The sequence below is a fragment of the Aquimarina litoralis genome (genome assembly GCF_039523995.1).
In the GTDB taxonomy this organism is placed as follows: Bacteria; Bacteroidota; Bacteroidia; order Flavobacteriales; family Flavobacteriaceae; genus Aquimarina; species Aquimarina litoralis.
The window spans coordinates 365,417-391,467 of the sequence record NZ_BAAAGE010000002.1 but is presented as its reverse complement, the minus strand read 5'-3'; the positions used below and the strand labels follow the sequence as shown (position 1 = coordinate 391,467).

Here is a 26,051-nt window from a genome sequence, read left to right as displayed (position 1 = left end):
ATAAGGAAAAGAGACCATCAATATTGATGGTCTCTTTCTATTTATGATATGCTGTATATAGTACTAATTGCGCAGTGTACTCATTCCTCATAAACTGTTAATATTAGAGAGCTAAAATCTCTTTAGCAAGAAGCTTAGTAAAATACTTAGCTCCTTTATCATTTAGATGAGACGGATCATGAAAAAAGTCATGATTATCACTAAATCTCGGATCATTAAAAAAATCTAGTAAAGGAATGTTATGTTCTGTAGCTATCACATTAATTAAGGAAAAAGATCTGTTCTGTTTATAATTACCCTTTATAAGATTCGGAGATGTAACAAAAACGAGTTTAATATTGTTCGACTTTGCATTTAGAATAAACTCTTTTAAGGCATTTACAAGATTACTATCTATCAAATTACTTTTTGGTTGTGTATCATTTTCATAATTATCAATTTCCTTTTCACTAACGGTTCCGTTAAGTGGTCTATACCCTTTATAATCTATTTGTGGCGATACGTAATAACGCGTCATATGTACTATAGTAGAATTAAAAAGATATGATTTAAAAAACATTTTAATATCTACAAACCGATTGTTTACAGCAAAAATAGGTCTTAACACATCTTTATGATCTCCATAATAAGGATATAGATCATGAAGTCTATCATAAGCAAAGGTCGAATTAAACAAAAAGTCTTCATCAATATTTAGAATAATAGTTTTAGGGGTTACTCGTTTTAAGATCATTTTCTGAAGACCTAAATGATATAATAATTGTTGCCCTTCTGCCCCAACATTATAAGCGGATGTTTGTAGTTCATTTTCTAAAACATCTGGGACATAGTGTCTATGTGCATGTGAGCTCCCAAAAACCAATGTCTCTGCATTGGTTTGATCAATGGCATATGTACTACGAGCATATTTACCCGTTTTTTGTGTATAGAAAAGTTTTTCTGCAGCAATTCCTAAAACCATATCAACTATCACTATGATAATTAATAGTTTAATAAGCTTAAAAATTATAACCCTATACTTGCTCATACGATCTTACTCAAAATTGAAAATATATAAACTGGCTATCACCAAAAACTCCTAAATATAAAATCAAGAAAATTAATAGACTATATGCCAACATTCTAGAAATTTCGGTTTTTTCGGTAATCTGTTTTACCGAACCTATATATTCTCGCCAAATTTCAAAACCAATCAGCACTATAATTGCCAACACAGCATAAAAAGGTGCGGCGATATCATCTCCCATTCCTATGTAAAGTTTACCTGGTTGAAGAACAATTTTCTTTACAATACAAAAAGCTTCTGAAACGGTATTAGCTCTAAAAAAAATCCAGGAAAAACAGATAAGAATAAATGTGCTTATGATATTTAGAATACCTTTTCTACTTTTTGCCTTAAGCAATACTTCTATAATAAGATAAGCTCCATTAATTGCTCCCCACAATACGAATGTCCAACTAGCGCCGTGCCATAATCCACTTATTAAAAAGGTAATAAAAAGATTAAAAAACCATCTAAATTTACCAACACGATTTCCACCTAACGGGATATAAAGATAATCTCTAAACCAGGTCGACAATGAAATATGCCATCGATTCCAAAATTCATGAATAGATGCGGCAAAATAAGGTCTTCTAAAGTTTGTCATTAAATCAAATCCAAAAAACTTTGCCGTACCAATTGCGATTAAAGAATATCCTGCAAAATCTCCATAAATCTGAAAGGCAAATAAAACTGTTGCAAAAATAAAACTTAGACCATCATGTAATTCTACATTATTGTAAACAGCATTAACATAAATAGCGGCTCTATCTGCAATTACAAGTTTTAGAAAGAATCCGATGATAATTAATTTACAACCAAGTGAAATTGAACCTTGTGAAACACTTCTTTTATTCAGGAACTGTGGTAACAGATGAGTAGCTCTTTCTATTGGACCTGCTACCAATTGAGGAAAGAAGGAAACAAATGCTGCAAAAGCAACCAAGTCTTTTGTCGGTTTTAGCTTCTCCCTATATACATCGATAGTATAGGACATCGTCTGAAAGGTATAGAAAGAAATACCTACAGGTAATATGATACGCATTACAGTAAATTCTTGGTTTTGTATACCAATAGCGCTACATAGTTCTATCCATGAATCAATGAAAAAATTACAATATTTAAAAAATGCTAGTAACCCTAGATTAAAAAAAACACTACAAAGTAACCATCTTTTTTTATGCTTCTTAGAATTTGACTCGTATATTTTAAGACCTACAACATAATCGACAACAGTGCTTAAGGCTATTAATGACAAAAATCTCCAATCCCACCAGCCATAAAATATATAACTAGCAGCTAACAGTAATAAATTCTGAAAAACGATTTTTCTGTTATCCAAAAACCAATACAATAAAAAGGTTACTGGAAGAAAAATTAAAAAATCAAATGAATTAAAGTACATTACTTACCAAAGACTAATTAAAGTGAGATTGTAAAATTTCTTTTTACCGCGTCAAACTTTCCATTAGGTCCCAAAGGAATATCATCTACTATATTGATTGTATAGTTTACATTTTGTCCTAATCGATCTTTTAGATTATGTACTAATTTCTCCTTCATTTCATCGTCAAAGTTTTGATCCGCTATCAAATTAACTATGATATCATCATGACTTTCCTGTACAATTTGGCTTTTTACAATACCCTCTAATCCTTTATAAGCCGTATCCATCCTACCTACATATCCTTTTTCTTTGGTCCAAAGAATATCATCTTCTCTACCTGTTAATTTTTCGATCATAGGCATTACACAACCACAATCACAAACTTTTCCTTCATCACAAAGTAAAACAGTATCTTCTATATTATATCTGATAAGAGGAGTTTTTAAATTGGTAAAACTAGTAACCACCAATTGTGCAACTTCCCCAGGTTTTGCCTTTTCTCCTTTTGCATTAATAAATTCAAAAATCCCAGAATCTGTATTTAAATGTAAATTACCATTTACACATTCTGTTATAAAAGGGCTTCCTTCACTAGACGCATATTGATTAAACACATGACACCCAAACGCTTTTTCTATTTCTGTTCTTTGGTAATCGTACAAAGTCTCTGCAGTAACAGCAATAGCTTTGGGAGTGAACTTAATATCCATATTATTTTGATTTATAAATCGACTAATAATATAAATCGCTGAAGGATAACCGTCTAATAATAGCGGCTTAAATTTATTTAATTTCTTAATATAACTAGGTAAATTTTCTTCCGTTAGATGATAGGTCGACATCAACAACTGATTCTCAAAATAATTATAAACCCAGAATGGAGCCTTTTTTGCATCTGGTTTTACGATTAATCTTCCAGAAAACCGTACTTGTTTTACTCTTCGTGTTTCTAAACCAATAGCTTTATGAAATCGACGCCATAAAGCAAAAGATCTATTGATAGATTCTTTATCTAAATAATTTACCGTCGGAGCACCAGAAGTTCCACTAGTATACCCCACTCCATCGGTAGGTCGCTTTTTATTAACCAAAGCTTCTGGATTTGTCTTCCTCTCTGACTTTGTTAATATTGGCATTTTTTGAAGAACTTCATAGGGATTCTCTTCAATATCATGTAAGGTAATGCCTAAATCCTTCATTTTGGACGTATACCAATCAGAATGCTCAAATACTTCGGATAATAAAACCTTTAGTCTACTTTCCTGATACCTCTCTACTACATCAATATCCGAATCCCATAAATCGATATACTCATTTAAGTACGTTTCAAAATCTTTGGTATAACGTTGTTTAGAATTTTGATAAGCTTTTACATTTAGTAAAATAAACTTAAAAGGATAAGGTAAACTATTATAAATTTTTTCTTGCAACTTCCCCATAATTGCTATCTTATTTGTTCTTTATAGAATTCTTGAATTTCTAATGTATTGGAAACAATATCATAATTACCCTCCACAATTTTCTGTACATTATCGTTCTTTATAGAAGCATCTATTGCCAAAATCTTATCTGCCCAGCTTTCTGGGGATTGGTCTATAGATAAAAATTCGATATCTTTTGTCAAACTAACTTCTGTAGTTATACTATCAGAAGCAAAAACCTTTATTCCCGCGGCTTGTGCCTCAATTAATGTAACTGGTAATCCTTCATAAAAAGATGGGAATACAAATACATCAAACATCTGAAACAATTGTGGTACATCTGCTCTTACTCCTAAAAAACGAACACTCTTTTCTATTGAAAGCTGTGCAGCTTCCTTTTCCATTACTGAACGTAAAGGTCCATCTCCGACCATCATTAATACAGCCGTAGGTTTCTTTTGTAAAACTTCTTTAAAAATCTTAAGCAAAAAGGCATGATTTTTCTGACTTGCAAATCTTCCTACGTGTCCAATCACTAGATTTTTCTCTACGTCAAACTCTTTTTTATATTGCTGAGCAATAGATTGATTATATGCAAATTTTTCTGTATCAATTGCATTATTCATAGTAGTAAAAGAAGTATCCTTACCGAATAACCAATTCCCAGCTTTATCACCACATGAAAACAGATCTGTAGCATCTTTTTTCACTTTCTTTTTTAATTGAAGTTTTATCAATTTCTTGAAAGTTTCTTTTATACTTTCTTTGTTTGAAAAAAGAGAACCTAAACTAACATCATCAATGGCAATATGAGCATGTGCTATTCTACAAGGAATATTAAATTCTTTTGCAATTTTTAATGGAAAACAACTAAAAGTGTTTAAATGAGAATGTATTATTGAGTATTCAGAGTGTTCTTTAAAAAAGTCTCTTAATTTATTATAATAATCCCCTGGAAAAAGAGGATTTATTGGATCAAATCTATATATTTTTCCTCCTAAATTTTCTATTTCTTCGTCAAAAGCAGCTTTTTCTTTGCGATGTACAAGAAAATCAAACTGTATTTGACTCCTGTCTATTTTTCTATAGTAATTCATGATCATCGACTCGGCTCCACCTCTGTTCATGATAGTAAATACCTGTAAAACCCGTATAACCCCCATTAAAACTCTCCTTTAGTTTTGTATCGTATATAAAGATTTAAAAGCACTCCAAAAGGAATAGCTAAAATTGTAGTCAACTTTTTTGGAGATTCACTAATAAAAGACCCATTTTTAGTAAAAATAGCACTAGACACGTAATGAATTGCATTTTTAAACTTGTCTTTGAAATTTTCTGCAAGCTGCATTCTACTTTTTCTAGAAAATGCAAAGCCTTTTGGATGTCTTCTATATTGTTTTAGAATATTCATGCTTGAACCATCCTGCATATATTCTACTTCACAAAGAACATCATTGATAGGAAGTAGCTTATAATCTTGGTCAATCAATTGATATAGATACCCTAGTGGAACAAAACGCTCTCCTTCAAAAATCGGATAAGAAGGGTATTTCTTTACAACTTCGGTACGATATACTAATTTTTTGTCACCTAAAACTTTGTGTACATTATACAAATCATATAAAGTAGTTTCTTTAATATGCTCTGGAATTTTAGTTCCGATAATTTTTCCATCAGGATCAGCATCTAATCCTACAAGACCTGCATATTCTGGTTTATCTTTTATTTTCTCCCAAGCAACTAATATTTTCTCTATAGCTTCTTCTCCCATGCAGTCATCACTGTCTATACATACATTTAACAAGGTTTCTGTTAAACGATATGCGGCATTATGACCACCATGCATTCCTTGATTTTCCTGATAATGATATTGTATATCTATTTTCCCTTCTTTTATCCAAGAAGCTACTAATGATTCTGTATCATCCGTAGAACCATCGTCTATAATTAACCAAACAAAATCTTGATTTGATTGCTTGATTAAACTTTCATAACATTTATGCAAACAATACGCCCGATTGTAAGTTGGTGTAAATACTGTTATCGTTTTCATTAGTTGATTAATTGATTTGTTGTTAGTGTTTATCCCCAATATAAATAGTACATCATATATGTAAATGAAAAATAGGCCAACATTACTTTCCCAATCATAAAATGATGGTCCTTAAAAAATTCTTTCTTTAGAAATGGATATATGATCACGATTGCCATCATAAACCATGATAGATATGCAAATCGATTCGAGTAATTTGCTTTTATAACTAAAATCCAAAATCCATTACAAATCAGATAGGTATTTAACAATTGATAATAAAATTTATCTTCAAACTTCTTTTTATAAATAAAATACCATCCCGCAAAAACTGCAAAAGCGCTATGGAACAGAAAATCCCATCTAAACCCAGTACTTGCAAATGTATTTGCATCTACCTCAGAAGTTAAATATCCGGTAAGTCGATCATCGCCAAAACCTAAACTAGCAAATAGTGTTATCCATAAACTTCCCATTACCAAAGACAACGGAATACAAAATAGCCAACCTTTGAAGAATACTTTGGGATCATTATAAAAGTTGGTAATTATATATGCGAAAATTGGTAAAAACAGGGTTTTATGGAAAAATGTTGCAGCAAGAAAAAATAACGCCATTACTACCTTTTTCTCGTGATAACATAATCCCCATAAAAACAAGGACGTTGCAGCACCATTACGCATTCCGTTCACTCCATAAGTCCAAAAGGAAAAGGAAACGATAAACATTACAAATGAATAGTACCAGTATTGTCCAAATAACTTTTTAGAAATCTTGTATAATGGGAAAATGTATATAAATGCACAAATTGTAAAAAAAGTGTGCGCTGATACGATTTGTGCCAATGTTTTCATAAACACATGCCAACCATAATCATTTACCTCTGGAATTTCTCCTCCGAGTCGATATCGATCAAATGTGACTATATAATTGACCGTATCCCCAAAAATCCCACTTATAGGGCGCTGACCAATGTAAAGTATAAGAAAAATTAATAAGAAGTATCCAGAAAAATTTATGAAAACAATATTCTTGTGCTCACTAATCTGTAAAAGTCTAGTGTGTAATAAAGTAAATACCACCAAAAAGAAGCATAAATTAATATACAACGGATAGTAAAACTCTAAAGGCACAAAAGTGTTCATTTTACTAGGCTATTTTAACTGTTATCTTATTACAAATCATATTTTCTAGACCTTTTTCCCGTCTTGCTTAATAATACGTGCTGGATTTCCAACTACTACACAATTATCCGGAACATCTTTAACTACAACAGAACCAGCTCCTATAGAACAGTTATTTCCGATCTTAATATCTCCAATAATTATAGCTCCTGTATAAATAGAAACATTATTTCCTATTGTTGGCCTTTTTCCATCTACTTCGCCTACTGTTACCAAATGATTTACATATAGGTTCTCACCAATTTCTTCTGCATTTAGAATGGTGCTGTATGGGTGTCCTGTTAATACACCACCTCCTAATTTAGTACTGATATCAATTCTAAAATATTTCTCTTTTTTGCAATACAAATTTAGTAGACTAGAGACCATACCTCTATTTCTAAAGTAGAACAAAGTTCTAAAATCTGGAGAGTTAGCCAGAAAATTTAGAAGCAAAGAAACCTTGCCTCCAGTCATCCCTTTGGCTGAGGCCCATCTTTCTATATCCTTATCAATTAGATCTTTATTCTTACTTCCTTTATAAATGATCACATGAGGAAATAAAAAGATCTTATATATATTTAAAATTAGTGATCTCATATTACTTTATTACTTCTGTAAACAAACCCTGCCAAAGATTCATAATTTGTGCTAACTCATACTTTTTAGAATTCTCTCTAGCTTTTGCTCCCATATTTTTAATAGTATCCCTATCATTCATCAACTCAGTCAACTGTTTTGCGAATTCGGAATTGTCATACATTGGTACTAAAATTCCTGTTTCTTTATTTACAATATTTCTAGGTCCATACGGACAGTCAAAAGAAACTATCGGTAAACCAGATGCTTGAGCTTCTAGTAAAACCAATGGAAAACACTCATTATGCGAAGTCATTACAAAAATAGAAGAATCTAACATTTCTTCCTGCATCCTATCTGTTGGTCCCATCAACTTCAATGTATCTTGAACACCTACTTTATTAATTCTACGTTGAAGCTTCTCGACATAATTCGATTCCCCACTCCCAAAGATATGAAGATTCCAGTCTTTTTTAGTTTTTGAAACTTCCGCCCAAATATCTATCAATATATCATATCCCTTTACTGCAGCAATTCTACCTGCAGTAATGATTCGATTGTTATTTAGATTTGACACATTATCTGGAAAGAAGGTCAATGGATTTGGTATAACAACTGTATTATTGCTTTTATAATAATTTGTTTCATCCTTATTGAGGATTACCAACTTATTATATTTTGTTTCCACATAATCCGCAAACTTGAAAAAGTACTTTTTAAACAAACTAGGATTTGCTCTTTTGTCTTTTTCTATAAACCTAGAATAATGAAACTCCTTAATTTTAGGAATACTTTTCACTATAAAAGGAACAAAATAAGTATCTACACTATGACTGCACACCACCACAACATCTGGCTTAATTTCTCTTAAAGCAGCCTTTGTTTTGGCAATATGATTCGGAAGCTTTTTTAGGTTTTTAGGATGAAAATAGGACTTTCTTCTATTGTAATTAATCCCTAAATCTTTAAAAGCAATATTTTGATCAAAAGAATAACAAGGTGTATTCCCTTTTTGCTCTGTAGTGATAATATGTACTTCGTAATTTTCTAGAGAAGCAAAATAATTTGCTTTTATAGAAAGTACTCTTTCGATTCCTCCGTGGAGATATACCTGATCTATAACAAATACGACTCTCATTTGGATGAGGTATTAGTTAAACCGATAAAAAGTTGATTCCATTCTTGAGCAATAGTTTCTGGCAGATACTTTTTTACTGCTTCTTTGGCATTCTTTCCCATAGCTCTCCGTTTAACTTCATCTTCCATTAAGGTAAGAATAGCTTTTGCAAAAGTATCGATATCTCCATTTTCTACTAAAAGACCATCTACTTTATCACTAATTATATCAGATGGACCATAAGGACAATCATAAGAAATACAGGGCACACCATAAGCCATCGCTTCTGTTAATACCATTCCAAATCCTTCATACCTCGACGACATCGTATAAATCGATGCCTGTTGGTACTTTTCTGCTATATTTTTTACTGGTGGATAGAAATTGACTGAATTTGATACCCCTAGATCTTCTGCAAGTTTACTCAAGCCCTCTTTTTCATTAATAGTCCCATAAATATCTAAGCTCCAATCCTGATGTATATCATTTACTTTTTGCCAACTTTTTAAGAGTCTGTCGTATCCTTTTTGAAAACTATGTTTCCCTACGGCCAACACTTTTTTATTTTCTAAAGAGCTTTTTTCTTCTGGATAAAAAGATAATGGATTAGGAATTACTTTAAGATTTTTAAACGTCCATTCATTTAAATTCCCATTGGTAAGTACCACAAAATGATCATAATACTTTCCGCCAAAATTCATTAGAGAAAATTTGGTAGCAGTAGTAATTCTCTTCTTTAAAGATCTCTTCCCTTTTTTTATTTCTACATTTCTAGAAACATGTCTTTCATAGATCATAGGACAAGGTTTACCCAAAACTAGGGGTACAAAAAAACCTTTTAACCCATCATCGCAAACTGCAATTACATCTGGTTGTAATTTTTTTATCGTATTTCTAAGTCCTTTAGTATAATTATATATCCTTGATATAGGATTTCCTTTCGCCTCTACATTATGATATGATAGCTTAGGACTAAAGTCGTAAAAGAGTTCACTTGTATTCTGATTTAATGTAACTATATGGATATCATAATCATAATCATCTGCAAGTTTACTAGCCTTTATCGAAAGTACCCTTTCTAATCCTCCAGGACCGTCGATACGATTTACTATATATACCAGTTTCATCAAATTACGTTTAAGAATAGTAGTATTTGGGGGAGATACTTTTTGTTATTTTTTTATTACAATATCTAAATACGGATAGCAAAAACCACTATTTAGATTTTTATTCATTGATTTTAGAAATTTTATATAACGTAATCCCTTAAAACCAACCTTTAGAAAAGCAGACTTTTCGAACTTCATTAAACTGCTTACTATATTAATTTCTTTTAAAGGTGCTATTGCTACTTCAAACTCGTGATAGCTTGCTCCCCTTCCCCATCTTTTAAATTTCATCATATTTTCATCATCAATCTTACGATAAGAATCTTTAAAATTCTTCCTACTGGAAAATTTAGAATAGTAATACGCTAAATCATCTGGTAACCAATCATAAAAAGGCAGTGCAGCCGTATGCGAATCATAATACCATAATCTATTAGGAGTTTCTATAATTGCTAGATAGCCTCCGCTTGATAACATTCTCCATGCTTGTTGTAATGATTCTAATCTTTCACTAACCGTCATATGCTCTAAAACCGCATAATAGATGATGAAATCAAACTTTCTATCCTTAAAATTCTCTTCAATTTCTTCTCCATTTACATGATGCAACTCTGCTTCATATCCAGCTATTCTCATTCTATCCTTTGCTACTTCCAAAGCTCCAGCATCGACGTCAACACCTACTACTTTGGCACCTTGCTCGCTTAAGGCTAGTGTAGAAATACCAGTTCCACATCCAATTTCCAAAATATTAGCTCCATTTAGATTCTTTACATGATGTAACCATGGCGCTATCCTATTTCTATTATAGTACAAACGATCAAAAAGCTGTCCACTTACTGCCTGATTATATTCTGCAGTTGATAATCTACTTTTGGTATTTCCTCTGTCTAAGTAGTTTTCTTTAAGTGATTTTGTTAACTCTTCTAATTGCTCTTTAGAAAATGTAGTATGTTTTTGTTGCATTTTCTTTGGAGCTGTAAAGAAGTTATCCTTTAACAGTTTTTTGAGTACCCTTTTCATCGTTTGTGCGGTTGTTTAGATTTTATTAGTAACTTTTTCTTTTAGTGCATTGGCTAAGTCGTGGTGTTTTTCGAGGTTTTTTACTGTGGTTTCGTTGGTTATTTTGCCTTCTAATCCAAAATTAGAAGTATAAGCTCCAGTTTTACTATCAATATCAATTCGATTAAATAGCTCTAGAATTCCATCAAATCGACAAGAATCGACAAAACTATCAAAACCGTTTACAAAGATTACAGGAGTACCCATTGCCAAACATGGTAATGCGCAGTGAATTCTAGAGGTTATGACTAGCTTTGCTTTTGCATATTTATTTAGCAAATCAACAGCCATATCAAATTTTTCTTCATCTGTATAAGTATTCGAAGGCGGTTCTTGGTTGATAAACGTAGCTGTGTCCAATACTTCTTTACTGATAAACTTTTTTATGTGTTTATCTTTTTTTCCTAATTTGAAAGCAGATCCATTTAATATGTTTTTAATAGTGATTTTTGTATTGTAAAATACCTTTTCTGCTCTTGGATAGCTATATAAAGGATCAACAATATAAATATCATCTCCTCTCTCTGAATCATCAACTTTATAAGAATCTAAAGTTAATGTTAGGCATCCAGTGAAATAGGCATCAATTCCTTTAGCCTTAAGAGTATCTGCCGTAAATTGATCTCTACATCCAATAGGTTGGTGCTTTTTTAGATATGCAATTCCTTTTTCACTTAACATAGCTGGAGCAGCCGTATTATTCATGTGAAAAGAAACAAAAATAGGATCAATATGATCTGACGGCACCCAATTATGAATATTATGAGTAAACCATCCATTCATAATTAACTTTATAGGATCACCCGTGTACTCTCCTAATCTTTCTCTATTTAATAACGTATCTACTTTTGGCAAAAATTGTTTAGCCGCTAAACTTTGAATATTGTCTCCAACATTAAAAAAGTTCTTATTCTCATCGTATGTAAGTAATCCGTATTTCATTAGTTCTACAATTTACCTAGTTTGTATCTACTTTAATTTTCTATATATCTTTTGTAACCAAGGAAATTTATTTCTAATAATAAACTTCAATCGATTGGTTCCTTTATTTGCATTATTAATTTTTTCTTCTAAAAGTCTATCTACCTTTCCATTTCTAAACTCGTTCATATGGGCAGTTTCAACTTCTTTGTTATCAAAAACATAAAATGTATCCACACTCTTAGCCTTTTCCATTAATTCCCACCAAAAGTATTTTACTCCTTTACTACCAGAGCCTATATGTAAAATCTGATAAATTTTATCATAAACCGATCCATCTACATTAAAACCATATTCATTTGGATTTTGGTTATTGAGAATAAGTCCCATTATAGTTCTAAAACATTTCTCGCAATAGCTACAATTAAACTCTGTTCTTTTTTCAGAATAACAAACTCTAAGTCTAAATCTCTTATTTTTATCCTCAGCAAATTTTGCTATTAAATCTACTTTATCCTGTCTTTTAAGTTCATACCCGTCATGATAAACTCTAAAACCTGAACCCCAAGTAATTTTTTCATCAATTTCTGGTGTAGATCCCCAATCAATATCAATATGATCAGTATATGAAGACGCAATATAAACCGAACTATAGTTATGAATATATGCTAAAGGAGCAATAGACCCTACTAACGCTAAACCATGCTGTACTTTACCCCACCAACCTATATCTTTTAATAGTAACTCTACTTGATAGGTATAAAAATCTCTCAGATTGGTTTCTATATATTCTTTATTATTATCTACTAACAACTCTTCATTTTCAATGAAATCTGTAAACTCTTTCCATTGACCTTTATCTGCAATAGTAATATCTGCTCCATGCAGCGTTATCAAATCAGGTTTTTGATCGTAAATTCTAATATAAGTAGCATAAGCATCTACACCTCCACTAAAAAGCATTGCTGATTTAGTATGCTTTATAGAGTTTTTTACTAGTTTCTTTGCCACTAACTTTCCTGTAAAAGAACTCACTACATCTCTTTTAGCAAACTCCTGTTTTATTTTTTCTTGAGCATTATAGAAATCTTCATCAACTTCATCAACTTCTATATCAAATCCAGCAAACCAAGCCATTGGTAAGACATTACTCAAAAACGGAATCACAGCGATACTTCCTGGAGTAGAACTTACATCTATTTGATATTTCGAATAAAACGGTTCTTTCTCCACAAAGAATTTTTGGATATCAGCACCTACCACATAGTCATAATTGATCTTAAGACCGTTATCAGAGTATGTGATTGCTTGTAGTTTTAAGGTATCCATTTTTATATTATTTTCGTTTCAGTAATGAAACAATAGGTTTTCTAAACAATTCTCTTTCGTATTCTAACATTCCAAGGGTATACATTGTAACAGCAAAAACTAATGTGTATGATACTCCTTTGGCTATAAAACTAAACCATCCATCACCAGGAATATAATTTATAAAGTAACCAACTGCAACCACCAATAATACTACTAATACTACTTTATGAAGTAATTCTTTGAAAAAACGGATAATATTTAATCCTATGGTATGATGATAATAAAAGTTCATCACGTTTTGAACAATCATCCATCCTCCGACAAGACCAATTATCATTCCGGTAGCACTATATTTCATTGCTAAAAACCCTCCAACAACAACACCAACAATCATAAAACTTAAATACAAAATCGCTTTAAAAGAGAGTTTGTTTTTAGCTTCTAAAATAGAGTTCCCAAAAGCTTGTAGTAATGGTAATGTATACCCAATCATTATGATCAAGGCAATCATGTAAATTTCTCTACATTCTTCTGCGGTATACCTCCCATTAGCTGCCGATTCTCCACCTCCTACCCAAAGGTTTATAAATTGTTCTCCATACAATAAAAAGGCACCAAAAATATACATCAAAATAATGAAAGATAATCTTCCTAATTTAATCATCATATTGGTTAACTCCTCTCCACTCGCATTATTAACAGACATCTGAGTTGCTCTTGGAAGAAAAACGCTAGAAATTGCTGTAGAAAAAGCTCCATAGTATGTACCAAGAGCTATTCCAATACCATATATCCCTAATACTTTAGGAATACTTATTGCACCTAAAACCCAACTTCCAGATTTCCATTGTAACATATTTACAATAGCAAAAAGAAAAATCCAGCTCGAATATTGAAAAATTTGAAGGATAAAACTTTTTGAGAATTTATGTAACTTAAAACGTACTTTCAATTTGACCAACACATAGTAAGCAGATACTGAAATCGTAAGCATATTAAATATAGTATCTACGATAACCAAGGCTATTGCTCTTCCACCAAAATACAAAACACATACAATAGTTAATGATCGTAATATATATCGAATAATACCTACAGACTCAGGAAAAACAAACTTTTCGTATCCCTTGCAAATTCCTGTAAATATCATTCCGGGTAATTGAATTGCTAAATTAAAAACTAAAATCACGAACATGATTTTTGCAATTCTTAATTCCTCTGCATTAAATTTTGTGAAATAACTATCTATAAAGAAATAAAAAATACTACCCGATATTACAACTAACGTAGAAACCGCAGCATATAATATTCTAACTGTACCTAAAAAATTTTCTTCTCCTTCTCGATCTTTTTCCGCACGATATTTTGCAATAAAGCGTACTACTGTATTGGTAAGGCCAAAATCCAACAAAGCTATGGTTCCAATTAGTGCACCAATTGCATTGAATATTCCGTACTCATCTTTTCCTAAATAACTAACGATTAAAGGGGTTATTACAATCCCAACAACATTAATTAAAAAGATTTTTAAATACGTTAATAAAGCTCCTTTTTTTAGTTGGCTCAATTTTGGTTGGTTTAAAAGTTGTTTTTACTTAAAAAAAACAGGACGCATATTTACAATCTTCCGTGTACTTCCTCTTTTAATATTCCCTTTACATCATATAAAACACCATCTGGCTTCAATAGTGATTTTAAATCAATATCTAAGTACTCCTTATGTGCTACTGTTAATACTACTGCATCATACTTAGTATTAGGTAATTCATTCATAGTCGATAATCCATACTCATGTGCTACTTCAGATGGGTTAGCCCAAGGATCATAAATATTTACATTGGTTCCAAAATCCTTTAAATTTTGAATTACATCAACCGCTCTGGTATTTCGAACATCAGGGCAATTTTCTTTAAATGTTATTCCTAACACCAAAACATCCGCTCCTTTGATTTTGATATCATGATTAACCATCAATTTAATCACTTCAGACGCTACATATTGTCCCATACTATCATTCAATCGTCTTCCTGCCAGTATTATCTCTGGATGATATCCAAATTCTTGCGCTCTTTGAGCCAAGTAGTATGGATCGACACCTATACAATGACCACCTACTAAACCAGGCTTAAATGGTAGAAAGTTCCATTTTGTTCCAGCTGCTTTTAGCACATCATTTGTATCTATGTTCATTAGATTAAAAATCTTTGCTAATTCATTTACAAATGCAATATTAATATCACGTTGGGAGTTTTCTATTACTTTGGCGGCTTCTGCAACTTTAATGGTAGGTGCTAAATGAGTTCCTGCAGTAATTACCGAAGCATATAAATCATCTACTTTTTTTCCTATCTCTGGAGTAGAACCTGCAGTTACTTTTAATATTTTTTCTACAGTATGTAATTTATCTCCAGGATTAATACGTTCAGGAGAATACCCAGCGAAAAAGTCAACATTGAACTTCAATCCACTTACTTTTTCCAAAACTGGTATACATTCTTCTTCAGTAACACCTGGATACACTGTAGATTCATATATAACTATATCTCCCTTTTTTAGTACTTTCCCTACGGTCTCACTTGATTTATATAGCGGTGTTAAATCAGGTCTATTGTTCTTATCTACTGGAGTGGGTACCGTAACCACATAATAGTTACAGTCTTTTATATCCTCAATATTGGAACTGCAAAATAGTCCCTGATCCATTTTGCTGCTTTCAGTTAAAACTGATTGAAGAATTTCATCCTCAACTTCTAATGTAGTATCCTTACCTGATCGTAACTCCTCTATTCTATTTTGATTGATATCAAAACCAATAACGGGAAACTTGGTTGCAAAAAGTCTAGCTAAAGGAAGTCCCACATATCCTAGACCTATGATTGCTATTTTAATATCTTGCATGGCTATTGTTGTTATTTATATTTGTTAGAATAGTCTATTTAAGATTATTCCAATACCATTTTACGGCTTCTTTTAATCCTGATTTCATATCAAATTCAGGATCATATCCTAATAATGTTTTTGCTTTATCCACTGATGCTAAAGAATGCGGAACATCCCCTTTACGTTCTGGTCCATTCTTTACTTCTACATCATTTATTTTAGGATCAAACTCTGAAAGATAGTCTTTTAATAAAGTTACTAATTCATTTAAGGTAGTTCTTTCTCCGAATGCAGTATTATATACATTATTAAGAGCTTCTTTATTATCAGAGACAATAGCTCTAAGATTCATTTGAATTACATTATCTATATATGTAAAATCTCTTGAAAAAGAACCATCTCCATTAATTACAGGAGATTCATATTTCATGAATTGCATTACAAACTTCGGAATAACGGCAGCATATGCTCCATTTGGATCCTGTTTTCTTCCAAAAACATTAAAATATCGTAAACCTATTGTATCTAAATCATAAGTTCTCTTAAAATTATCTGCATATAATTCATTTACATACTTCGTAATTGCATACGGTGATAAAGGTTTTCCGATTTTTTCTTCTACTTTTGGTAATGCTTTAGAATCTCCATATGTGGATGAACTCGCTGCATAAACAAACCTTTTAACTCCAGCATCTCTGGCAGCAACAAGCATGTTTAAAAAGCCTCCTACGTTTACATCATTACTAGTTATAGGATCGTTTATAGACCTTGGTACTGATCCTAATGCAGCTTGATGTAATATATAATCAACACCGTTACAAGCTTTGTTGCAATCCTCGAGGTTTCTAATATCCCCTTCTATAAAAGTAAAATTTGGATTTTCAATTAATGTAGTCAGGTTTCTCTTATGACCTGTTGCAAAATTATCTAAACCTATTACTTTACTACCTTTATCCAGTAATGCCTCACATAAGTTAGATCCTATAAAACCTGCTGCTCCAGTTACCAGAACAGTAGAAGAACTTAACAGCTCCAATTGGTTAGTGTTCATGTATTTTTGTATTACCCCTTGATTTTTAATCCCCTGCGCTATGTTTTTGACATAGACAGCGCGAAATTAACATTTAACTACAGAACACACAACTTATATCTCAGGGGATTTTGACCCTTAATAAATACTTAATGTTCCGTTATCCTTAAAAAAAATCAATTCATCGATTTCAAAAAATATAAACAACTTAAAATCAGATATTTAAATATTAATTCGATTTTATTAACAAAAACGTTTTCGGAATAAAAAACAGGTGTTAATACCTATACAATTCTAATAGCTCTACGGCGAACCTCTTTTTTGGTAAATATTGCTGTTCTAAATTAGATTCAAAGGGAATTGGAGTATCCAAACTCGAAACTCTTTTTACTGGCGCATCTAGAAACTCAAAACAATGTTCCATTAACAAAGCTGAAATATCAGAAGCTATACCTCCAAACATAGAATCTTCTTGCAATATAATAGCTTTTCCTGTTTTCTTTACCGATTTTATAATAGTATCTATGTCAATCGGTTTCAACGTTCTTAAATCGATAACATCTGCATTAATCTCGGAATGAACTTCTAAAGCTTCTAAAGCCCAATGCACACCTGCTCCATATGTTATTACAGAAATATCCACTCCTTCTTCTAATACAACTGCTTTTCCAATAGGTGTTGTATAATATTCTTTAGGTACTTCTTGTCTTACACTGCGATATAAAGCCTTATGCTCAAAAAATAATATTGGATTTGGATCTTCTATCGATGCTAACAATAGTCCTTTGGCATCCTTAGGAAAAGCAGGGTAAACTACCTTTAAACCAGGAGTCTTAGTAAACCAAGCTTCATTGGTTTGACTATGAAATGGCCCCGCTCCTACACCACCACCACAAGGCATTCTAATAACTACATCAGACACTTGACTCCAACGATAATTAGATTTTGCCAGTAAATTGACAATAGGATTAAATCCTGAAGAGACAAAATCAGCGAATTGCATCTCTACGATTGCTTTCATACCATTAACAGATAATCCATACGCAGTAGAAACTATCCCTGATTCACAAATAGGAGTATTTCTAACTCTGTCTTTCCCAAATTCTTCAACAAAATTTTCCGTTATCTTGAAAACACCACCATAATCCGCGATATCTTGTCCCATAATTACCAGATGGTCATTTCTGCGCATTCCCATCTTTAAAGCTTCGGAAATTGCATCTATAAATCGTAATTCTTCAGATGTGTTATCTAGAGGTTTGTTTTCTACAAAATGAAATTCTTTATAAACATCATTTAGTTCTTTGGTTATATCAACCAAAACGCCTTCTTCTTCATTTGTTCGCTTCCAATCTCTATCAATTTCTTCCTTAATTTCCAATCTTATGCGAAAATCTTCTTCTTCTGATAAAACGGCATTGGTAATCAAGAATTCTTTATAATTTTCAATTGGATCTTTTTTAGCCCAAAATTGCATAAGTTCTTCTGGCACATACTTAGTACCGCTAGCCTCTTCATGACCACGCATTCTAAAAGTTTTAAACTCAATTAATACAGGTCTTGAATTTGTTCTAATATCAGCTGCAATGGTTCGTATAGTATCATAGACTTCTACTACATTGTTTCCATCAACTACATATGAATCCATTCCGTACCCTAATCCACGATCAGCAAGATGTTTACAATTATATTGTTCTGAAGTAGGTGTAGATAGGCCATACCCATTATTTTCGATACAGAAAACAACAGGCAAACTCCAAACCGAAGCTATATTTAAAGCTTCATGAAAATCTCCCTCACTTGTTCCACCTTCTCCTGTAAAAACTGCGGTAACCTTATTATTTTTTTTCAATACATTACCCAAAGCAATACCGCAAGCGACACCTAATTGAGGCCCTAAATGAGATATCATTCCGACTAAATTATATTCCTGCGAACCGAAATGAAAAGAACGATCTCGACCATTTGTAAAACCATTGGCTTTCCCTTGCCATTGACTAAAAAGTCGATATAAAGGCACTTCTCTTGTTGTAAATACTCCAAGATTTCGATGCATTGGTAATATATATTCATCCGAACTTAAGGCTGCAGTAACCCCAACTGAAATTGCTTCTTGACCAATACCACTAAACCATTTAGATATTTTGCCTTGTCGTAACAATATGAGCATTTTCTCCTCAATCAATCTTGGTTTTAACATTTTGGCATACAATGAAACCAATAATTCCTTACCATAATCCTTTATATCAAATTCAGATAATAACTTTTCTTCTGCCATATTATTAAATCAATTTATGAAACAATTTCAACTTTCAAAAATGGAAAGATAGCCTAGTAAATGTAGTTATTTTTATTTCAGAAATAGCCTAGACTTGAGAATACTATTAAGTACTTGTTAATTTAACCTAATTAATACTATGATTTAATTAAATTTACTACGTTTTCATTCGATTTTATTAAAATATAATTAATTTGACATTCTTCTGAAATGTTAACAAAAAGATGAACAGCATGATGTATATTTAAGCAAATACATCTATTTTAGTTATAGTAAATAATACAACCATGAATAATATACCGAGTGTAGATCTTGCCGACTTTTTATCAGAAGATCCATCACGTAAACAAAAGTTTGTTGATGAAATTGGTAAAGCCTATGAAGAAATAGGTTTTGTAGCATTAAAGAATCATTTTTTAAGTGATGATTTAGTCGATGAATTATACAAAGAAGTAAAAGCTTTTTTTGCTTTGCCTTTGGAAGACAAACAGAAATATGAAATTGAAGGATTAGGAGGTCAAAGAGGCTATATCTCCTTTGGAAAAGAACATGCCAAAGGAAAAAAAGAAGGTGATTTAAAAGAATTTTGGCATTTTGGTCAAGAACCTTCGGAAGATGCTAACCTAAAAGAGGAATATCCTCCAAATGTAATTGTCGAAGAATTACAAGACTTTAATCCTACGGGTATGGAAGCCTACAGAATGCTCGAAAAAACAGGTATTTATGTTTTAAGAGCTTTGGCCATTTATATAGGATTAGATGAGAATTATTTTGATCATTGGGCTAGTAATGGAAATAGTATTTTGAGACCTATCCATTATCCACCAATTACCGAAGAACCAAAAGGTGCAGTAAGAGCAGGTGCACATGGAGATATAAACCTCATAACCTTATTGATGGGAGCTTCTACTGGAGGGTTACAAGTGCAACGTAAAGATGGAGAATGGATTGACGCCATACCAGAAGAGGATGAGTTAGTAATTAATGTTGGAGATATGTTAGAACGTCATACTAATAATAAATTGCGTTCTACCATTCATAGGGTAATTAATCCCCCAAAAGAACAATGGAGCAAACCAAGATATTCCATCCCATTTTTTATGCACCCAAGAAGCGATATGAAACTCAATTGTTTGGAAGAATGTATCACGGATAACAATCCGAAACAATACGATGATATTACTGCAGGTGAGTTTCTTCATCAAAGGTTAGTGGAAATAGGTTTGATAAAGAAATAATAGTATTTATGGATTTAAAAGATCAATTAAAAAATTTATTTCCGGATCATCAATTTACAGAAGAAGAGAAAACAGAGGAAACAAATGAAGGTATTTGGATGCAAGATGATCCTATTATCTGTAAATACGAAAAGAGAAAAGGAAAGCCTATAACTATTTTAGAAGGGTATACGGGTGCGGATGAAGATTTTAAAAAGCTTGCTAAAGAAATTAAAACAACATTAAGTGTTGGTGGAAGCTTTAAAGATGATCGAATTATCATCCAAGGAGACTACAGAGATCGAATCATGGATATCCTAACCTCTAAAGGTTTTAAGGTAAAAAGAGTTGGAGGATGATTTTCTAATTAACCATTAAAAGAATACATTTTTGGGGGCTAAAACATTACATATTACCAATGGAGATAGTTTAACAGACTATCTAAAAGAGCTAAATCTTGTCGATGGAGAGTTTGTGATTTGGCGTGAAATGCTTTGTGAAGGCCCCACTTTAATTAAATTTGAAACAGAAAAAGGTATTGCAGTTCGAAAAGAATTTTTAAAAAAATATTATCGTATTTCTCATGCTGATTATCAAAGTAAATTTGTAACACAACTTGATAAGTTAGATGCTATTCACAAATTCGATGAAATTATTCTTTGGTTCGAGTATGATCTTTTCTGCCATATAAACATGATAGCAGCCATTAGCTTACTACTTCGCAAAGGAGTTAAAGAAACTCCTATTTATTTAGTTTGCAGTGGACGCGTAGAAAATGCCAAAAAATGTTTAGGATTAGGTGAACTAACAGCTGCCCAACTAAAACAGCACTACGAACAAAAAGTACAATTAAATCTTAATGATTTAGAACTTGCTTCGCATGTTTGGACATTGTATTGCGAGTCTAATCCGAAAAAAATAGCTGGACAGATTAAAAAACAATCCTCCTTCGAATACTTATCCATATGCCTAAGAGCTCACTTACAAAGATTTCCTAATATGTTAACAGGACTTAATACTTTAGAGCATAATATTTTAGAGATGGTAGATAATTACCAGATCAAGAATATTAAACAATTAATGGGATATGCTTTGGAGTATCAGGGATTCTATGGATATGGTGATATGCAAATGAAACGGGTATTAGCTAGATTATTTCAATTTTTTGATCAAACCAAAGACCGTTTATTATTATCCGAAAGAGGAAAATTAGCATTACAGGAAAAGAAAAACTTCTATAATACTCAAATGCTAGATTGGTACTATGGAGGTGTCAAAAAATATGATTACCTCTATAACAAAGAAACACACAATTTATTAAAATTATAAAATGGCGATAGCTGAATCCGAACTGATACTCAACGATGATGGCAGTATCTACCACTTAAACTTAAAGTCAGAACATATTGCATCCACAATTATCACAGTAGGCGATCCTGATAGAGTTTCTGAAGTTACTCAGTATTTTGATAGTATTGAACATGTAACTCGAAAAAGAGAATTTCATACACAAACTGGGACTTACAAGGGTAAGCGGTTAACTGTAATTTCTACTGGAATTGGCACAGACAACATAGATATTGTATTTAACGAGTTAGATGCACTAGTGAATATTGATTTAAAAACAAAAAAGGTAAAAGAAGAGCATACGTCACTTAATTTTATAAGAATTGGCACCTCTGGCGCCATACAAGAAGAAATTCCTATTGATAGTTTTATAGTTTCTGAAATCGCCATAGGATTTGATAGTTTACTGCACTTTTATGATAGTGAAGATGTACTATTCCCACAGATATCAGAACCACTAATGAAACATTTGAATTGGAGTCATAAAAAATCATCGCCATATGTAGTTTCATTTGACAAAAAACTTGGTAGACATATGCAAAGTGATAAAACCATTAAAGGTTTTACTATTACTAATGTCGGGTTTTATGGGCCACAAGGAAGAGTTTTACGATTAGCAACATCTGATGAGTTATTAAACCAAAAAATAGGCTCTTTTAGCTACGCAGATAAAAAAATCACTAATCTAGAAATGGAAACTGCAGGAATTTATGGAATGGCTAAACTTTTAGGACATCGAGCCGTATCTATGAATGCTATCTTAGCAAATAGAGCTACAGGACGTTTTAGTCAAGACTCTGAAAAAACAATAAACAACCTCATTAAATACACCTTAGATAAAATTATTAGTTTCTAAAAATTAAATTTAACTTTTAGTTAAAAACTAAATGTATAGGATAATTTAATTTTAAATATGGATGAAAATAAATACACCTATAATGATAGGGATATAAATTGGTTAAGTTTTAACGAACGAGTTTTACAAGAAGCGGAGGATCCAACAAACCCATTATATGAGCGGTTAAAGTTTTTGGCGATATTTTCGTCTAATCTAGATGAATATTTCAGAGTAAGAGTTTCCAGACTTCGCCAAATCAAAAAGATCGATAAACAATTACGAAAAAAACTTGCTTTAAAACCTAATAAACAGGTAAAAGAAATACTAAAGTTAGTAAAACTTCAACAAGAAAAATTTGGAAAAATATTTTTTAGCACCCTCATTCCAGAACTTGCCAAAAACGATATACATTTAGTTAATTATCAATTTTATAATACTGACCAACAACAATTTACTACTCAATATTTTATTTCTAAAGTTCTTCCTCTAATTGACTCAAAATTAGTTACTAATTCTGATCAAGAAGAAGTTTTTCTAGAAAATAATAAACTGTATTATCTAGTTACTTTTGAAGAGAGCGAATCTTTTGGGGTTGTAAATATTCCCTCGGATCAGTTAGAAAGATTTGTTTGTCTCCCTACCGAAAATGAGAGTCATTATATCACCTTTATAGACGATATTATAAAATTGAACTTAAATCAAATTTTTGAAAATCAAAAGATTTTAGATAGTTATCAAATCAAACTTTCTAGAGATGCAGAATTATATATAGATGATGAGTTTGAAGGTATTTTAGCTGAAAAAATTAAAGAATCCCTTTCACAAAGAAATTTTGGACAACCCACACGATTACTTTTTGACTCGTCTATGCCCAAAACACTTAAAAATGAGGTTAGAAAATTGTTTAAATTAGGGAAAATCGATATGATGCCTGGTGGCAAGTATCATAACTTCAGCGATTTTTTTAGCTTTCCGGATCCAACAAATAACAGTTTTTTACATTACCCAGCAGTTTCTGAAGTAAGACATAGTGAATTTGAAAAAAGTGACAACTATTTTGATATCATTAAAAGAAAAGATCAATTAGTGCACTTTCCTTATATGTCTTTTGATTATGTGCAAAATTTTATAAATCAAGCTTCTACAGACCAATATGTAACTGAAATAAAAATATCACTATATCGAGTTGCAAAAGAATCTGAACTAACCAATTCTTTATTAAAAGCAATTGAAAATGGTAAAAAAGTAACCGTATTCATTGAAGCAAAAGCACGTTTTGATGAAAAAAATAATTTAAAATGGGGTAAAACATTTGAAGAAAAAGGAGCTTCTGTTTTTTACAGTTACCCTAAAATCAAAGTGCACTCCAAAATACTTTTAGTAAAGAGAAAAGAAAAAGATATTATCCAGTCTTATGCATATATTGGTACAGGAAATTTCAATGCGAAAACTTCAAAAATATACTGTGATCATGGATTATTTACTTCCAACTCAAAGATCACGAAAGATTTAAGTGAAGTATTTGAAGTTCTGTCAGGTAAAATGATACTTCCTAAGCCAAAACAATTATTAGTAGCTCCCTTTACGGTAAGAAATACCTTCGAAGATCTGATTGATATAGAAACTGAAAATGCTAAAAACGGTAAGCCTGCAATTATAAAAGCAAAATTAAACAGTTTAGAAGATAAAAAGATTATAAATAAGTTATATATAGCAAGTAGTATTGGTGTAAAAATAGAATTACTCGTTAGAGGTTTTACTTGTCTAATTCCTGGATTAAAAGGTATGAGCGAAAATATCCGAATTACTAGTATTGTAGATCGGTACTTAGAACATGGAAGAATTTACTATTTCGAAAATGGAGGAGAATCTAAGATTTTTATTGGAAGTGCAGACTGGATGACACGAAACCTGGATAAACGAATTGAAGTGTTAACTCCGATATTAGATACAGATTGTAAAAAAGAATTAGAAACTATTTTGGATATGCAACTAAGTGACAATAAAAAATCTAGGATTCAAGATGCTAAATCTAGTAACAGCTATAAAAAGAAAATGGACGATGAACCGTCCATACAATCACAAAAAGCAATCAGAACATATCTAAATCAGATACATACTGATAATAACATATTATCCGAACAATATCTTAAGACTGATGAAAAAATTAGTTAATAAAAGTAGCGCAATGAAAACAACGATACCATTTTCTAAAGTGTTACTTTTTAGCTTTGCCACTTTCACTTCAGCACCTTTGTTTTTTAAAAAATTCTTTTTCATAACGATTATTGTTTTTATTTTGGGTTCTATGTTGCTAATATAGTCGAATATATCAGACTTATATTTCAAAAGTAATCATATTTTCTCTATTTAAACGATAAAATGTATTTTTTTATCGTTTAAATGCAATTTTTAACATATTTACATTATAACTATATGCAAACGATCAAAATTGGAGGCGTTCCAGAGCATTTTAATTTACCATGGCATTTAACAATAGAAGAAAAAGCTTATCAACAAAAAGGTATTAATTTAGAATGGACGGATTTTCCTGGTGGCACTGGAGCTATGTGCGAAGCATTGCGCAATGAGACTATTGATATTGCCATTATACTTACCGAAGGTATCGTAAAAGATATGATCGCTGGTAATCCTTCCAAAATTGTACAAACCTATATACAATCACCTTTAATTTGGGGTATTCATGTAGGACATCATTCTACATATAAAACTATAGAAGATCTTCGACATACTTCTGCAGCAATAAGTAGATATGGATCTGGGTCTCATTTAATGGCCTATATAAATGCACAAAGTCAAGGATGGGACACCTCTCTTTTAAAATTTGAAGTTATACGAAATTTAGACGGAGCAGTTGAGGCACTTACTAATGATAGAGCTGATTATTTTATGTGGGAGCATTTTACAACAAAACCATTAGTAGATAATGGAACGTTTAGGCGTATTTCAGACTGCCCTACTCCATGGCCTTGCTTTGTAATTGCTGTTAGAGAAAATATTTTGGAATCGCATCAGGATCAAATACAAGACATTTTAGAAATCATTAATACTACAACTACAGACTTCAAGAAAATTCCAAGTATAGATAAGACATTAGCCTATAGATATGATCAACAATTGGAAGATATAAAAAAGTGGTTACAACTCACCGAATGGAGCCAGTCTATGATAGCAATAGAAACATTAGATCAAGTCCAAAATCAACTAAAACAATTAGACATTATCGAAAAAACAGTTGATTCAAAAAATTTAATTTTTGAAGTTTAAGCAACCTTTTTACATTTCAAACATCTTGC

At 31.7% G+C, this 26,051-nt stretch carries 22 protein-coding genes; 6 read left to right on the top strand and 16 right to left on the bottom strand.

Annotated elements, in window-relative coordinates; genetic code table 11:
- Nucleotides 1-103: 103 nt before the first annotated feature.
- From ABD077_RS10630 to ABD077_RS10555, 16 genes are all read right to left on the bottom strand, one after another.
- The gene (locus ABD077_RS10630; RefSeq protein WP_343912289.1) at nt 104-1,027 is read right to left on the bottom strand and encodes a hypothetical protein; all 924 of its coding nucleotides are present in this window, start codon (nt 1,025-1,027) and stop codon (nt 104-106) included.
- 10 nt (nt 1,028-1,037) lie between these two features.
- The gene (locus tag ABD077_RS10625) at nt 1,038-2,447 is read right to left on the bottom strand and encodes an MBOAT family O-acyltransferase (RefSeq protein ID WP_343912288.1); all 1,410 of its coding nucleotides are present in this window, start codon (nt 2,445-2,447) and stop codon (nt 1,038-1,040) included.
- Between the two features lie 17 nt (nt 2,448-2,464).
- Nucleotides 2,465-3,868 carry a phenylacetate--CoA ligase family protein gene (locus ABD077_RS10620; protein ID WP_343912287.1) on the bottom strand — a complete coding sequence of 468 codons (1,404 nt, stop codon included), beginning with the start codon at nt 3,866-3,868 and terminating at the stop codon, nt 2,465-2,467.
- Nucleotides 3,869-3,873: 5 nt separating this feature from the next.
- On the bottom strand, nt 3,874-5,013 hold the full coding sequence (locus ABD077_RS10615) for a glycosyltransferase family 1 protein (protein WP_343912286.1): 1,140 nt from the start codon (nt 5,011-5,013) through the stop codon (nt 3,874-3,876).
- The gene (locus ABD077_RS10610; RefSeq protein ID WP_343912285.1) at nt 5,013-5,903 is read right to left on the bottom strand and encodes a glycosyltransferase family 2 protein; all 891 of its coding nucleotides are present in this window, start codon (nt 5,901-5,903) and stop codon (nt 5,013-5,015) included. The genes ABD077_RS10615 and ABD077_RS10610 overlap by 1 nt, the downstream gene beginning before the upstream one ends.
- A gap of 29 nt (nt 5,904-5,932) precedes the next feature.
- Nucleotides 5,933-7,027: an EpsG family protein gene (locus tag ABD077_RS10605; protein ID WP_299601753.1), complete on the bottom strand. Its 1,095-nt coding sequence runs from the start codon at nt 7,025-7,027 to the stop codon at nt 5,933-5,935.
- Nucleotides 7,028-7,072: 45 nt separating this feature from the next.
- Nucleotides 7,073-7,645 (bottom strand): serine O-acetyltransferase, encoded by a 573-nt coding sequence (locus ABD077_RS10600; protein WP_343912284.1) that lies wholly within the window; start codon nt 7,643-7,645, stop codon nt 7,073-7,075.
- Between the two features lies 1 nt (nt 7,646).
- A complete protein-coding gene (locus ABD077_RS10595; protein ID WP_343912283.1) occupies nt 7,647-8,762 on the bottom strand; it encodes a glycosyltransferase family 4 protein in 1,116 nt (371 codons plus the stop codon).
- The gene (locus ABD077_RS10590; RefSeq protein ID WP_343912282.1) at nt 8,759-9,868 is read right to left on the bottom strand and encodes a glycosyltransferase family 4 protein; all 1,110 of its coding nucleotides are present in this window, start codon (nt 9,866-9,868) and stop codon (nt 8,759-8,761) included. The genes ABD077_RS10595 and ABD077_RS10590 overlap by 4 nt, the downstream gene beginning before the upstream one ends.
- Before the next feature lie 45 nt (nt 9,869-9,913).
- Nucleotides 9,914-10,873, bottom strand: coding sequence for a class I SAM-dependent methyltransferase (locus ABD077_RS10585; RefSeq protein WP_343912281.1), 960 nt, complete (start codon nt 10,871-10,873; stop codon nt 9,914-9,916).
- A 15-nt stretch (nt 10,874-10,888) separates the two neighbouring features.
- Nucleotides 10,889-11,854: a polysaccharide pyruvyl transferase family protein gene (locus ABD077_RS10580; RefSeq protein ID WP_343912280.1), complete on the bottom strand. Its 966-nt coding sequence runs from the start codon at nt 11,852-11,854 to the stop codon at nt 10,889-10,891.
- Between the two features lie 27 nt (nt 11,855-11,881).
- Entirely contained in the window at nt 11,882-13,162 is a 1,281-nt protein-coding gene (locus ABD077_RS10575; protein WP_343912279.1) for a hypothetical protein, read from the bottom strand.
- A gap of 7 nt (nt 13,163-13,169) precedes the next feature.
- A complete protein-coding gene (locus ABD077_RS10570) occupies nt 13,170-14,711 on the bottom strand; it encodes an oligosaccharide flippase family protein (RefSeq protein ID WP_343912278.1) in 1,542 nt (513 codons plus the stop codon).
- A gap of 50 nt (nt 14,712-14,761) precedes the next feature.
- Entirely contained in the window at nt 14,762-16,042 is a 1,281-nt protein-coding gene (locus ABD077_RS10565) for a nucleotide sugar dehydrogenase (RefSeq protein ID WP_343912277.1), read from the bottom strand.
- Nucleotides 16,043-16,076: 34 nt separating this feature from the next.
- On the bottom strand, nt 16,077-17,075 hold the full coding sequence (locus tag ABD077_RS10560; protein WP_343912276.1) for an SDR family oxidoreductase: 999 nt from the start codon (nt 17,073-17,075) through the stop codon (nt 16,077-16,079).
- A 256-nt stretch (nt 17,076-17,331) separates the two neighbouring features.
- Nucleotides 17,332-19,332, bottom strand: coding sequence for an alpha-ketoacid dehydrogenase subunit alpha/beta (locus tag ABD077_RS10555; protein WP_343912275.1), 2,001 nt, complete (start codon nt 19,330-19,332; stop codon nt 17,332-17,334).
- A gap of 287 nt (nt 19,333-19,619) precedes the next feature.
- Between ABD077_RS10555 and ABD077_RS10550 the strand changes: the two genes are divergently transcribed.
- The 6 genes from ABD077_RS10550 (at nt 19,620) to ABD077_RS10525 (ending at nt 26,022) form a co-directional block, all read left to right on the top strand.
- Nucleotides 19,620-20,570, top strand: coding sequence for an isopenicillin N synthase family dioxygenase (locus ABD077_RS10550; protein WP_299601782.1), 951 nt, complete (start codon nt 19,620-19,622; stop codon nt 20,568-20,570).
- A gap of 8 nt (nt 20,571-20,578) precedes the next feature.
- Nucleotides 20,579-20,908: a translation initiation factor gene (locus tag ABD077_RS10545; RefSeq protein WP_299601785.1), complete on the top strand. Its 330-nt coding sequence runs from the start codon at nt 20,579-20,581 to the stop codon at nt 20,906-20,908.
- Between the two features lie 31 nt (nt 20,909-20,939).
- Entirely contained in the window at nt 20,940-21,878 is a 939-nt protein-coding gene (locus tag ABD077_RS10540) for a DUF1835 domain-containing protein (protein WP_343912274.1), read from the top strand.
- Between the two features lies 1 nt (nt 21,879).
- Nucleotides 21,880-22,752, top strand: coding sequence for a nucleoside phosphorylase (locus ABD077_RS10535; protein ID WP_343912273.1), 873 nt, complete (start codon nt 21,880-21,882; stop codon nt 22,750-22,752).
- 57 nt (nt 22,753-22,809) lie between these two features.
- Entirely contained in the window at nt 22,810-24,909 is a 2,100-nt protein-coding gene (gene ppk1 / locus ABD077_RS10530; protein ID WP_343912272.1) for a polyphosphate kinase 1, read from the top strand.
- A gap of 261 nt (nt 24,910-25,170) precedes the next feature.
- A complete protein-coding gene (locus ABD077_RS10525; RefSeq protein WP_343912271.1) occupies nt 25,171-26,022 on the top strand; it encodes a substrate-binding domain-containing protein in 852 nt (283 codons plus the stop codon).
- Nucleotides 26,023-26,051: the final 29 nt, after the last annotated feature.